The following is a 13,761-nucleotide window of genomic DNA, read 5'->3' as shown; positions in this document are numbered from 1 at the left end:
AATTTCAATGAAAAGTGTACCCGACTTGATTCGATACAAAAAGAAAAATCCTAGAATTTTCTAGGATTTTATTTTTTAAAAACGAATCGTTTCTCTTGTTTTTTCATAAGATGTAACAAAGCGATTAGTTACACCAGGCTCAGCAAGTTCCAAAGCTTGAGATATTTTTTCAAAAGAAGCTTGATAATCAAACTCTGTCTCAAAGATATGCAAGGCTTCATGGAAAGCCTGCTGGATACGTTCATCAAATGATCTGTATCGGTTAGAATATTGTAGTAATTGCTCTGTCAAAGTAGCATTTTGAACAATACTGTACGTTTCAGCTTCCAAAATTTCCATATCATTTGTTGCAATCTCTAGAACACGATTAACAGACTCAATATTAATCTGCGACTGTTCCAATTCAGCCATTAGATCCTCTGTACTATGGCTTGCATCAAAGAATAGTTTCAAGAATTTTTGAGGAATACCTGGAAGATTTCTCTTTTCCATGTAGCGCTTAATGGTATGTAGTCGGTTTACATAAACATTTGCTTTTTGACGAGCATTTACATCATCTTTTTCAATTTGAACCAAACGCTCACTAACACCGATTTGATCATCTTCAATATCTTTTAATGTAGTTTGAAGATTTTCTAAACGTTCTTTCAAGATAGAGTATGGTTCTGTTACTTCAGATTGTTCACTTGTCATCTCTTCAACAGTCGTACTCATTGCTGTAATATCAGCTTGCAGACGACGAACACGGTTCACGTCGCTCTCTGAAAGTAAGTATGTCTTACCTAGACGCTCCATATCTTTAACAAGAACTTCGTTATTCTCTTTCAAATGTCCAAGATAAGTAGGAAGCGTAGACATCAATTTTTCAAAAGCTTTTTCAGAAGCAATTTCACGTGTGAAGATATCGTAAAGCGCATTAATTTCTTCTTGGATTTGAGCATTTTCATACTCGGCATTGTCAAGTTCTAGTTTTCGAAGATTTTCATGGTTATTTTTTAATGCCTCATACAAAAGTTGAAGTCTAGATTCGATATCTGTTTCAACAAATTGATAGTTTGCATCTAAAAGCTTACGATAACCCGACTCTAAATCCTCTAATTGTTCTGGTAACTCAGTTGTCAGTTTAGCTACAATAGCTGGAATTCGATCAACAATATGAGTTAAAGCAAGAATATGATTTTCGGTACTATCTAAAACACCAGCAGCTTCAACAGGGTCTCCAGAAGAGTTCAAGGTTACAAATTGAGAAAACTCAGATTGGATATGCTCCAGTTGTTTTTCAATCTCAGGTAAAGCTGCACCATATTGTTCCGAATTATCTGCTACTTTGTGCTGTAGATTTTCAAACAAGTCTAATGCATGAAGTACACGCCCACTATTTTTTGATTCTTGTTTTTCAAGATCTGCTAAAGCTTTACGAATAGAATCAATATCTTCTTCAATCAGACTAATCTGACTCTCAATTTGCTCGATTTGTTGACGAGCTTTTAAAAATCGGAAAGAATTGTTAAATCCTTCAGCTTCAAAGAGATTATTCTCAATATCAGCAAATGAATTCAAGGACAAATCAACCCATTTTTGGTTCCATTCACGAAATGCAATTTGACTTTGACCAATCAAATGCATGTTTTTCACAGCCTCTACCTCATCATTAACAGGAAGGTTGTAAAGTTCTTCTTTTCTTTGTTCCAAAGCTGCAAGTCTGCTACTATTGCGTTTACGAATTAAAATTGCCATTACATAAGCAACAATAAGTAGAGCGGCAACTGCAATCAAAGTAATAATCAATTGATTATCAGACATATCAAACTCCTTTTATACTTGACACAATTGTATTGATTATATCATATTTTTTTAATAGTGGAAACACTTTCCACACTTTTATACGTCAAGAGTACTATAGATGGCATTTTCCTCAATAAATTCTCGACGTGGTTCCACGCGGTCTCCCATGAGCATATCAAAAATCTTATCTGCTTCTGCAGCATCATCCACTGATACACGAGCCATGAGACGATGTTCCGGATTCATGGTAGTTTCCCAAAGTTGGTGATCATCCATTTCTCCAAGACCTTTATAGCGCTGAATTGTAGGTTTTGATCGACCTTCACTATATCGAGCCAATGCTTCTTGTAATTGTTTTTCTTGATTTGCTCCTGGCTGAATATACTCTTTGATTTCACTACCAACCTTAACACCATAAATCGGTGGTTGAGCGATATAAACATATCCTGCCTCTAGAACGGGTTTCATATAACGATAAATCAGAGTTAACAAGAGTGTTCGAATATGAGCACCATCGACATCGGCATCTGTCATGATAACCAGTTTTTGATAGCGAGCTTTACTAACATCAAACTCAGCACCAAATCCTGTTCCCATAGCTGTAAACAAGCTACGGATTTCCTCATTGGCAAGAATCTTGTCCATGCTAGCTTTTTCTACATTGAGGATTTTACCACGAATTGGTAAGATTGCTTGGAATTCACGATCACGCCCAGATTTAGCAGAACCACCGGCTGAATCTCCTTCGACGATGAAGAGTTCTGTTTCAGCTGGATTGTTTGAAGAGCAATCTGCCAATTTACCAGGAAGATTAGAAATTTCTAAACCTGATTTCTTACGAGTCACTTCTCGTGCACGTTTTGCTGCCACACGAGCCTTAGCTGCTAGAATACCTTTTTCTACGATACGCTTAGCTATCTGTGGATTTTCCATCAAGAAATCTGAAAATGCCTCACTGAAAAGACGATTCGTGATTTTAACAACTTCACTATTTCCAAGTTTGGTCTTGGTTTGACCTTCAAACTGAGGATTTGGATGTTTAACAGAGATAACGGCTGTCAACCCTTCACGGACATCCTCACCTGTCAGATTATCCTCATTATCCTTAAGGAGTTTGTTCTTGCGGGCATAGTCGTTAATAACACGAGTCAAGGCAGTTCTGAAACCTTGTTCATGGGTTCCACCTTCATGGGTATGAATGTTGTTAGCGAAACTCATGACATTCTCGTGGTAACCAGTTGTGTACTGCATAGCAACTTCCACTGTAATATCATCCAATTCACCATCTGTGTAGATTGGTGTATCAAAGATAACATCCTTGTTTTCGTTGATGTACTCAACATAGCTAGCAATTCCACCTTCGTAGTGGTAATGTTTTGTTTTTTCCTGACCTTCTCGCTTGTCTGTGATAGAAATCTGAAGACCACGGTTTAGGAAAGCAAGTTCTTGAACACGTTTGTTTAATCGATCAAAATCAAATGTCGTTGTCTCAGTAAAAATTTCTGGGTCTGGAGTAAAGTGAACGATTGTTCCTGTTTTATCCGTATCCCCGATCACCTCAAGGTCTGCAACAACATGTCCACGACGGTATTCTTGGTAATGAATCTTACCGTTTTTATGAACGCGAACATCCAGCTGTGTTGAAAGAGCATTTACAACGGATGACCCTACACCATGGAGTCCACCAGATACCTTGTATCCGCCACCGCCGAATTTACCTCCAGCGTGAAGAACAGTAAAGACTGTTTCAACGGCAGGACGTCCTGTTTTCTCTTGGATATCAACAGGAATTCCACGACCATCATCGACAACAGTAATGGAATCATCCGGTTCAATAAAGACCTCGATATGACTAGCGAATCCCGCCAAAGCTTCGTCGATAGAGTTATCTACAATTTCCCAGACTAGATGGTGAAGACCTTCTTTGGCAGTCGATCCAATATACATCCCTGGACGCATACGAACTGCTTCTAAACCTTCTAAAACTTGAATTTGACTGGCATCATAATCTTGTGCCTGTTGGTTTTTAATATCTTCTGTCATTTTTTTCCTTTTTCTTACAAGTCAACACTTTATTTGTGTACCACGATAGTTTCAACATGTCTCAATCTGAAGGCATACATCGTATTAAAAGCTCCATAGTAAGACAACTAAAAATTGGTCAAAACCATTTATAATCGTGATACTTTACACCTCCTCATTATACCATTTTTCCATTAAAAAAGCGAATATTTCCTTTATTTTTAATAGTAAAAGAGAGAGAAATTTTCTTTTTATAGAAAATCCCTCTCTCTTTTTTATCATTTTTCAAAAATGTCCTGATAAAGCATCCCTTTTCGTAAGCTTTCTGCATCTCCACCTAGCATTTCAACTAAGTGATATGAAAAAGCTAAAGCTGTTGCAGGACCACGACTGGTAATGATATTGCCATCTACCACAACTGTTTCCTTGAGATAACTTCCGTCAGCAATTTGTTCTTGAACACCATCATAGCAAGTGAATTTTTTTCCGCTAAGAAGTCCCGCTTGATTTAGGACAATTGGTGCTGCACAAATTGCTGCCAACTTCTTACCAGCTTGATTCAGACCCTGCAACTCAGCTATTAAGACTTCATTGTCGCGTAAATTAGCTGAGCCAGGCATCCCTCCAGGAAGAACCACCAAGTCATAGTCTGATAAGTCTCCCTCAAATACTAAATCTGCACTGACTTGAATACCATGTGAACCAGTGACCTTTTCTTCGAAGCCAATCATTTCACAAGTAATATTTGCTCGACGTAAAACATCCACAACTGTCAAGGCTTCAATTTCTTCAAAACCATTGGCTAACATAACAGCAACTTTAGACATTCTTATCCTCCTTATTTGACCTTTTTCAAAACGACTTTTTTACGTTTAAACTTGGCTCGACCACTTTTCTCATCAGCAAGGTGAGTTTGATAACTCATAGATAAGAGCAAACCAACACCAATTAAATTACTAATGATGGCCGATCCTCCTTGAGAAATAAAAGGCAACGGAATTCCCGTCAAAGGAAGTAGACCTGTAACGGCACCAATATTTTCAAAGATATGGAATAGCAACATCATGATAAAACCTGTTGAGATGTATGTATAAAATTGATTGTTAGATTTGAGGGTGATTTTAAGCATACGATAGATCAAGAGTAGATACAAGGCAATCACAATAACGGAACCGATAAAACCAAAATCCTCCGCAATCACTGTGAAAATCATATCACTCTCTCTAACTGGTATTAGTAAATTGGAAACATTAAATCCCTGACCAAACAAGCCCCCACTACCAATAGCAATTTGACCTTGCGCCTGTTGATAGGTTGTTGTCTGTGCATAATCAAAAGGGTTTAACCATGCTAAAATACGGTTAATTTGATAAGTCGGCATCCCAATTTGATGCAAAAATGCTCGTCCATCCTTCGTGATGAAGATGGCTAAAAATCCAACAATAGCAGATATAGCTGTTAGAAAAACCGGGATAATAATTTTCCAAGAAACTCCTGATAACAAGACCATCCCGGCAAAAATTGCAACGAAGACGAGAGCTGTCCCAAGGTCACTTTGTAAGGCCAACAAAACTAAAACAGGAATCGTAAAGATTACCATCCATAGAATTAGGAGAAAGTCCAATCCAATGGTTCGTGCATCTTTTTTATGGTTCTTTATAAAGGTCACAATGATATAAGCCAACATCAAAATATAGGATATTTTCATAAATTCAGAAGGTTGAAATAGAGTCATCCCTCCGAAAAATACCCAGTTTTTCGCTCCAGTAGCCGCTACAAGTCTCGGATTGTAAAAGTTTAGGGGTAGAACCATTAGAATCAATCCTAAGCCATAAAGATATGGGGTAGCTTGCCACAAGAACTTGGTGTTAAAGAACATGACAACAAAGCTAATAATAATTCCAAGGGCAATCCATGCTAGTTGCTGTCCAAGTATTGACCAAATATTGTTTGGGTAATCATGGCTAACAGCTATATAAATAGCTACCACACCAATTACTAGCAAACAAAACACCGGTAAAATCAAACTATAATCGACTCGAGAGTCGAGAGGACGTTTCATAAAGGCCTCCTTCATACTTTCTGGTTATCTTCTATGATTTTTAAAAAATTGAGCTATTTTAGAAATGACTTGGTCTCGATTCGTTTCTTCCAGTCGACAATTTTGAGTTAAAGACCTCGCGATTTGTTTACCGTATCGTTTGGTCACCATACGACTGTCTAGAATAAGGACACTAGAACTCTGATTGGAATGTCTCATTGTTCGACCAAGGGCTTGTTTGAGACGAATAATAGCCATAGGAAGTTGATAGTCATAGAAAGGATTTTTACCTTCCAACCGCAGTTCCTGATTCATCTTTTTGGTAAAGGGGTCTTCAGGATTTTGGAAAGGTAGACGCGTCACCACCTCAATGACACGAGGATGAGCTGAAAAATCAACTCCCTCCCAAAAACTACCTGCACCCAGTAAAATCTCTCGCTCCCCTTTTTCAAAACGTTTTTTTAGCTGAGCTGGTTCTCCATGCTTATACTGGGCTAAATGAGGAATTGACAAATAATCAGAGACTTTTAACAAAAGTTCTCTCGAAGTAAATAATACTATGATAGACTCTTTCAAGCTTGTTACTTCTTCAATCAGATTGACAAGAGCTTGAGCATAATCTTCTTGAGAAGTTTCGGTCACCAATGGAAAATCCTTCACAACTATGATTTCTTGATTCTCTTGAAATTGTTCATCTAGTCTATCAAAGGCAGCATCAGGGAATCCTAGTAATTCTGGCAAAGAAACCCTACTACTAATTTCTAAAGTTGCAGATATACCTAATAGCTGACAGGAGTATGGAAAGATCTCAGAAAAGAGCAGACGTTGATGACGACTAGAAGAAATTTCAATCTTCTTACTAGAAAACTCTGAAGCGGATAACCAAAATTCACCATCTGAGCAGAAAAACTGTTGATACTCTTGGAAAACTGGCATATCTAACTCAGAAAAATCTTGTCGCAGCTTTGAAATGGTACTGCTTGGACACATTCTCCGTTTCCCAGATAGAAACTGATCCATCAGATGACAAAGCTCAAATCGAATACTCTCCATCAATCGTCTTTCAAGCATGCCTTCTTCTGTAGATAGTTCTTGGTCTAATTGTTCTAGCAAATCTGCAAGCAAATAAGATTTTCGAGAAAGATTTTCCAATGTCAGCAAGATTTTCTGGGCTTCATCTAAAATCAAGAGACGCCCCTCTAAAAGACTTGGATCATCTTCCAAACGGGTAACCAAATATGCGTGATTGGTCACCAATAATTGGCAACTACGTGCCTTACTCTGCCCTCGTTTCCAAAAATCCTCTAGCCAAAAGAGGGAATCTTTGGAGAGTTTGCCATCATGAATTAGATTTGGCAAAAATTGTTGATAACGATAAAGCTGACCAATCTCGTCTAAGTCTCCCGTCTCTGTCTCAGTCAACCAAACTAAGAGTTGCATCTTGAAACGAGTATACAAACGATTGGACTCTTCTTCCTCTATAGCTGTATAAAATGAATCTAGCTTCAAGTAATTTTGTGGCCCTTTGAGACTATGGACTGAAAGATGGAAGACTTCTTCCAATCTTCTAGCTTCTTCTTGCATAATCTGATTTTGGAGAATTTTAGTAGGTACACTAAGGAGAATACCCTCTTTATTCTCAAGAGCTAAGGCGGGCAAAAGGTAACCATAGGTTTTCCCAATTCCAGTTTGAGCCTGAATAAATGAGATTGTCTCCTCCTTTAAAAACTCTTGAACCTTTTTTGCAAAGCGTTCTTGTAGGTGTCTCTCTTCCAAACCCAATAAGGCAATATTGGTCTGGAAATCTTGAGAAAGTTTGCGTGGAGAAAGGACTGGTTTTTCTTTTCTCAAAAATAGACCTTGCACTTCTACCAAATCATGTTCGACTAAGAGAGATTGCTTCTGATAAACTTCCTCAATTACTAAATATGATTCATATAATAGACTATTTGATAAACTTAATAAACGCTCCAACAGGCCTTTAGGTAGTTGAAACATCTTTTGCCTCATGCAGAGAAAAAGTTCTGCAGTTGCTTGTGCATCAGACAGGGCAGAATGGGCTTGCTCTAGGGGAATACCCAACTCTTGACAAAGAATACCGAGATTATACTTCTCGAATTGAGGATAAAATACTTGAGCCAGTTCAACTGTATCAATTCGAGGCGTTCGAAGTTCATAACCTTCAAAAAATAGGAATTCTGCCAATAAGTTTGCATCAAACTGAACATTATGCGCGACAAAAACACCGTCTTTGACCAGCTCAAAAATCTTTCCTGCTACCTGAGAAAACTCCGGAGCCTTTGCCAAACGCTTATCAGTCAAACCCGTTAACTCTTTGATATGAGAATCCAAGTGTTCATGTGGATTGACATCTGTAGCATATTGCTCAACGATTTCACCATCTTCAATGACTACAATTCCCACTTGGATGATTTTTGCCTTACTTCCAGTACTTGTTGCTTCTAAATCTACAACTACATACCGATCATTTCTAAAATTCATCATTAAAAATTATATCAAATTTTAAACCATTTGACACCCATGAACTTTATTTGAAGAGTCAAGTTTCTTGCAAGATTTTAAAAAAAATGATTGAATAGAATTGTTGAAAAGGAGGAACATCATGAACCCAATGGATTTATTTAACAAAGTTAAAGAATTAATCGAAACAAAAGATTTCGAAGCTGCTAAATCTTTCATCGAAGAGAATAAAGATCAACTCGGTGATTACTTGAGCCAAGCACAAGACTTGATTTCAGGTTCAGAAGGACTTGACGGTCTTGTTGACAAAGTTAAAGGACTCTTCTAATCCTTAAAAGACACCTGATATTTTCAGGTGTCTTTTTGTATTTTCTTCATGAATGCAGGAATATGTTGACTAATCGTGGTTGGCAGAACTACAAAGTTGTCCTCAGCTAATTCTTGAGCAATTGCTGAGTGCAGATATGTCGCTACAGTGACCCTTTCATAGAGACTTACTTGTGGGAATTGACCTGCAAAGCCAGCAATCATCCCAGCTAGGGTATCTCCCATTCCTCCAGTCGCCTGATAAGGACCACCAACACTTAGCTGATAAAAATCTGCATGCCCGGCTTGCCAGATTCGAGTCGCAGGACCTTTTTGAACTAGAATCGTTCCTGAAGGAAAACTCACCAAAGCTTCTCCTGTTTCCTTGGCTCCTTGAGAAGTTAATTCTAAGCCTGACAAGACTTGCCATTCCCTTTGATGTGGCGTTAAAACAAGGTGGGCTTTAGGAAATTTCATTCCCATTCTAGTTAAAATGGATAGGGCACCACCATCCAGTATGAGGGTCTGGTCTTGGTCTAAATGATCAAAAACTGTTTGTAGAAGCTGTTCTCCACGCTCATCATCCACAAGTCCAGGTCCAACCAAGACAACATTCGCTTTCTCTAACTGTTGCTCAAATAATTGCTTATCGTCAAGAGCAAAAGCCATTGCCTCAGGAAGATGGCTATGTAGAGCAGGAATATTCTCCTTATCCGTTGCTACGGTCACTAATCCTGCGCCACTTTTAACAGCCCCTAAGGCGGCCATAATAATCGCTCCCCCATAGGGATAAGTCCCCCCGATCAAGAGAAGACGACCATAGTCTCCCTTATGACTAGAACGAGGACGCTCAATGATAACCTTTTCTAGTAGGGATTGATCAATCTCTTTCATCGTTTTTTCCTCTCACTCCATTATACTATAAAAGGAGGTTCAAACCTCCTTCTATCTATTTTCCCTTAAATTCCTCAAAGGTCTGTAAGATTTTAGCTGCCACTGCTGGAGAAGATTCTCCTTTTAGCTCTAACGTTTCATCTGCATATGGAGTAAGGCCAGCAAAGTCTCCTATCTGAACTGAATAAAGAGATGTCTTAAACAGCTCAATATCATTTTGGTCATTGCCAAAAGCAATGAAGTTCTCTCCACATAACTTTTCAACAGTTGTCGCCTTATGAGTGTTCAAGGGATTAACATAAAGGCACTTTTCATGGGCATGATAGGACATATGAGCCTGCCCCAATCTTTCTAACTGACCAAGCAGATCATCAAGCAAATCCTCATGGTCTCCCATATAAACGACTACCTTAATCGGAGTCCCCAAGTCCTCGAGTTTCTGATGACGAGCTACCTTTAGGGGATCCACACTAGAGATAAATGGAATCTTCTCCACGATCTGACCACTATAGTCAAAGCAATCATCTGCAAAGAAAGGGAGATTATAGGTCTGGCAATAATCCACTAGCGTCTGATAAACTCTAGCATCAAGATTTCTCTCATAGATGGCTTTCCCTAGATAATAGCCTACGCCTCCATTCAAACCTATAACCAAACGCTGACTAAGTTCAGTACCTAATAAGCCCAAACAATCTCGATAAGAGCGAGCTGAGGCAAATACAAGCTCATGTCCATAATCGCTAGCATTTAAAAGAACCTGCTTAATCTCCTCATCTATGGTCATGTAGTCAAAAGATAGCGTTCCATCCAGATCAAATACGAATTTCATCTTCCTAGTCCTTGTTCAGTGTACGAAGCGCTGCCTGGTAAGTCTGTTCCATTAGCATGGTAATGGTCATAGGTCCAACTCCACCAGGTACAGGAGTGATATGACTAGCAATTGGTGCAACAGCATCGTAGTCAACATCTCCACAAAGCTTGCCATTTTCATCTCTGTTCATCCCTACATCAATGACAACTGCACCTGGTTTGACAAAGTCAGCAGTCACAAACTTAGCACGACCGATAGCTACTACAAGAATATCTGCTTTCGAAGCAACTGTTGCTAAATCTTGTGTACGAGAGTGGGTCAAGGTAACAGTTGCATTTTTAGCTAAAAGTAACTGAGCCATGGGCTTCCCAACAATATTAGAACGACCAATAATGACCGCATTTTTTCCTTCCAGCTCAATCCCATACTCATGAAACATTTCCATAATACCAGCTGGTGTTGATGGAATCATGACTGGGTGACCAGACCAGAGACGACCCATATTGAGTGGATGGAAACCATCCACATCCTTTTCAGGGGCAATAGCCAATAGAACAGCTTCTTCATCGATATGTTTTGGTAAAGGCAACTGAACTAAAATCCCATGCCAAGCTGGATCCTGATTGTAGTTGGCAATCAAATCCAACAATTCTTCTTGGGTAATGGTCTCAGGAACACGAACGACTTCACTACGGAAACCTGCTGCAATTGCTGAGCGTTCCTTGTTGCGAACGTAAACTTGGCTAGCAGGATTATCCCCTACTAAAATAACGACTAAGCCAGGCACCAAGCCTGTCTCTTCTTTTAGTTTAGCCGTTTTTTCAGCTAATTGTCCTTGTAACTTTGCTGCCAAAGCCTTCCCATCAATAATCTGTGTCATGTATTTTCTCATTTCTAACAAATATTCTCTATTATAACAAAAAATAGCCCGGCATTCTAACACTTCTTTTCTAAGAGACCTTATAGTCTGAAACTATAAGAAAAAGCTCAGTTGGATAACTAGTCATTCTCTTACTGGAGGATAGAGGAACTCCACAGAATAAAGATATTAATTTTTGATTCTGCATCAAATATAATGTATAATGTAAGTAAAGGAAGTCTTACAATAAAAGGAGGAAAGTCATTCCAATCTTTAATAAATATATACTATTTTTTATATTTCTGATACTAACACTATCCTCTGATAAGCTTTTCAAAAAGAACCAACAAGTTTGGAAAATTATTTTCGCAGTATTAGGTATACTTACAAGCATTACCTTCTTATTTTAACTACAAAAAAGTAGGCATCAGCATTTGCTGATGCCTACTTTTTATTTGTAACTTTAATCTAAACTAAGTAATGAAGTTTTGCTCTAACTTGTCGAACTATCCACCTAAAAAAAAGTCGAAATGGATATAATTTTACAACTCTTACAAAACCTTACTCAAAAATTCCTTGGTTCTTTGTTCCTGCGTCTGCTCAAAGACTTGCTCTGGACTTCCGTCTTCGACAACAACACCATCTGCCATAAAGATAACACGGTCCGCCACCTCACGTGCAAAGCCCATTTCATGGGTCACAATGACCATAGTCATCCCTGACTTAGCAAGATCTTGCATAACTGAAAGTACTTCTCCTACCATTTCAGGATCCAAGGCTGAAGTTGGTTCGTCAAAGAGTAACACATCTGGCTCCATTGCGAGACCACGAGCGATAGCAATCCGTTGTTGCTGACCACCTGACAAACTTTGTGGATATGCATCTGCCTTATCAGGTAAACCAACTTTTTCTAAAAGTTCCAACGCTCTCTTCTCTGCTACTTCCTTGCTTTCTCCTTTGGTCTTTATTGGCGAAAGAGTAATGTTTTTCATAACAGTCATATTTGGAAAAAGATTGAATTGCTGGAAAACCATACCCATCTTTTCCCGCATGGCAAAGAGGTCATTTTTCTTATCGGTAATATCTACTCCTTCAAAGATAACCTTTCCTTTAGTGGCTTCTTCAAGGAGATTCATCGAGCGAAGGAGGGTAGACTTACCGCTACCAGAAGGTCCGATAATGACCACTACTTCCCCTTTTTTGATTTCAAGATTTATCCCTTTTAAAACTTCATTCTTTCCAAAGCTTTTATGAAGATTTTCAATTTTTATAAGTGTTTCTGACATTATTTTTTATCTCCTTGTCCCATACGTTTTTCAAAAGCCTTCAAGCCCATTGTCAAGATAGAGGTCATAATCAGGTAGTAAAAGGCTGCAAACAAGAGAGGAGTTAAAGGCAGGTAAGTCGTTGTCGACACTGTCGTTGCTCCATTCCACAGCTCCATAACACCGATTGCCGACAAGAGCGAACTATCCTTGATAATAGTGATAAACTCATTCCCCAAGGCTGGCAAGATATTCTTAATGGCCTGAGGTAAGATAACATAACGCATAGCATTTTTAGGGCGAATTCCTAGCGAATAGGCAGCCTCTAGCTGACCTTTAGGGATCGCATTGATCCCAGCTCGAACGGTCTCCGAAACATAGGCACCACTATTCATGGATATAATGATAATCCCTGGAATCAAACGAGAAAGTTCAATGCCAAAAATTCCAAACTGAATGGTTGGAGCATCGATACTCATAAGAGCAAAGGCAATCATAATCTGAACCATCATGGGTGTCCCACGAAAAATCCAGATATAAAGATTGGCCAACCAGGCAAGGGGTTTAAATTTTGAACGTTGGGCAAAGGCCAACAAGATTCCAACGAGGGTTCCAAAAAAGACTACTAAGATGGAAATAAATACCGTCACAAGAGCTCCATAGTTAAAATAAGGTAAGTATTTTGGCAAAAATGAAAAATTCATAAATCGACTTCTTTCTAATCTTAATCTCAAAAACTTGTATGAGTATAACACAAAGTGAATAAAAATGCAATATTTTATCTTTTTTTTTTTAAAATTTCAAAAAGTATGAGAAATAGCAAGATTTCTTTGTTTTTTTCTAGTCAAGTAACTATGCTTTATGGTAAAATAGTAACGATAAGAAATGGAGGAGAATCATAATGGAATCACATTTGGTTAGAATCATCAATCGTCTTGAAGCGATGACAAAAGATGGTGGTAACTTAAAACGTAATTTTGAGCGTGAAGGCGTTGTTGTGGCTGAAGTAGCTTTTAACCACGATGAAGAAAACGGCCCGCTCTTTACACTTCGTGATGTAGAAGCTCGTGAAACTTATACATTTGATAGCATCGACTTGATTGCCATGGAAATCTACGAACTTTTATACTAATCTTTGATTTAGTAGTGGGACCTATTTCCCACTCTGACCAACAAGAATCCTTTTTGTACTACAAATGGGATTTTTTCTTATAGTTAAAGCTACAAATCCTAGATTTTTATCCAAAAACCCTGCAATCAATCTTTTTACTTGAATTGCCCTTCATTCATGATATAA

At 38.4% G+C, this 13,761-nt stretch carries 12 protein-coding genes; 2 read left to right on the top strand and 10 right to left on the bottom strand.

The annotated features are described in order from the left end of the window. Window positions 1–75: 75 nt before the first annotated feature. The 5 genes from ezrA to PAN07_RS03025 form a co-directional block, all read right to left on the bottom strand. Window positions 76–1,803: a septation ring formation regulator EzrA gene (ezrA, locus tag PAN07_RS03045; protein WP_269797008.1), complete on the bottom strand. Its 1,728-nt coding sequence runs from the start codon at window positions 1,801–1,803 to the stop codon at window positions 76–78. Window positions 1,804–1,881: 78 nt separating this feature from the next. Then, on the bottom strand, window positions 1,882–3,828 hold the full coding sequence (gyrB, locus tag PAN07_RS03040) for a DNA topoisomerase (ATP-hydrolyzing) subunit B (RefSeq protein ID WP_269797007.1): 1,947 nt from the start codon (window positions 3,826–3,828) through the stop codon (window positions 1,882–1,884). Between the two features lie 257 nt (window positions 3,829–4,085). Then, window positions 4,086–4,634 carry a DJ-1 family glyoxalase III gene (locus tag PAN07_RS03035; protein ID WP_269797006.1) on the bottom strand — a complete coding sequence of 183 codons (549 nt, stop codon included), beginning with the start codon at window positions 4,632–4,634 and terminating at the stop codon, window positions 4,086–4,088. Window positions 4,635–4,645: 11 nt separating this feature from the next. Continuing rightward, window positions 4,646–5,869: an FtsW/RodA/SpoVE family cell cycle protein gene (locus PAN07_RS03030; protein ID WP_269797005.1), complete on the bottom strand. Its 1,224-nt coding sequence runs from the start codon at window positions 5,867–5,869 to the stop codon at window positions 4,646–4,648. Window positions 5,870–5,893: 24 nt separating this feature from the next. Beyond that, the gene (locus PAN07_RS03025; protein WP_269797004.1) at window positions 5,894–8,353 is read right to left on the bottom strand and encodes a bifunctional DnaQ family exonuclease/ATP-dependent helicase; all 2,460 of its coding nucleotides are present in this window, start codon (window positions 8,351–8,353) and stop codon (window positions 5,894–5,896) included. 118 nt (window positions 8,354–8,471) lie between these two features. Between PAN07_RS03025 and PAN07_RS03020 the strand changes: the two genes are divergently transcribed. Continuing rightward, complete coding sequence (locus PAN07_RS03020; RefSeq protein ID WP_269797003.1) at window positions 8,472–8,657, top strand: hypothetical protein; 186 nt, start codon at window positions 8,472–8,474, stop codon at window positions 8,655–8,657. A gap of 23 nt (window positions 8,658–8,680) precedes the next feature. Here the strand turns inward: PAN07_RS03020 and PAN07_RS03015 are convergent, their stop codons facing one another. The 5 genes from PAN07_RS03015 to PAN07_RS02995 all read right to left on the bottom strand — a co-directional run bounded on the left by PAN07_RS03015 (window position 8,681) and on the right by PAN07_RS02995 (window position 13,168). Next, complete coding sequence (locus PAN07_RS03015) at window positions 8,681–9,529, bottom strand: NAD(P)H-hydrate dehydratase (protein ID WP_269797002.1); 849 nt, start codon at window positions 9,527–9,529, stop codon at window positions 8,681–8,683. A 55-nt stretch (window positions 9,530–9,584) separates the two neighbouring features. Next, a complete protein-coding gene (locus tag PAN07_RS03010; RefSeq protein ID WP_269797001.1) occupies window positions 9,585–10,358 on the bottom strand; it encodes an HAD hydrolase family protein in 774 nt (257 codons plus the stop codon). Window positions 10,359–10,362: 4 nt separating this feature from the next. Continuing rightward, the gene (locus PAN07_RS03005; protein WP_346658441.1) at window positions 10,363–11,220 is read right to left on the bottom strand and encodes a bifunctional methylenetetrahydrofolate dehydrogenase/methenyltetrahydrofolate cyclohydrolase; all 858 of its coding nucleotides are present in this window, start codon (window positions 11,218–11,220) and stop codon (window positions 10,363–10,365) included. Between the two features lie 530 nt (window positions 11,221–11,750). Then, window positions 11,751–12,485: an amino acid ABC transporter ATP-binding protein gene (locus PAN07_RS03000; RefSeq protein ID WP_269796999.1), complete on the bottom strand. Its 735-nt coding sequence runs from the start codon at window positions 12,483–12,485 to the stop codon at window positions 11,751–11,753. Beyond that, complete coding sequence (locus PAN07_RS02995) at window positions 12,485–13,168, bottom strand: amino acid ABC transporter permease (protein WP_269796998.1); 684 nt, start codon at window positions 13,166–13,168, stop codon at window positions 12,485–12,487. Before PAN07_RS02995 ends, PAN07_RS03000 begins: the two co-directional genes overlap by 1 nt. A 197-nt stretch (window positions 13,169–13,365) precedes the next feature. On the opposite strand from PAN07_RS02995, the gene PAN07_RS02990 reads away from it, so the two are divergent. Beyond that, window positions 13,366–13,596, top strand: coding sequence for a DUF1797 family protein (locus tag PAN07_RS02990; RefSeq protein WP_004253825.1), 231 nt, complete (start codon window positions 13,366–13,368; stop codon window positions 13,594–13,596). Window positions 13,597–13,761: the final 165 nt, after the last annotated feature.

The organism is Streptococcus sp. SM5, assembly GCF_027497975.1.
Note: the sequence above shows the minus strand (reverse complement) of the source record. Positions and strands in the feature narration are given on the sequence as shown.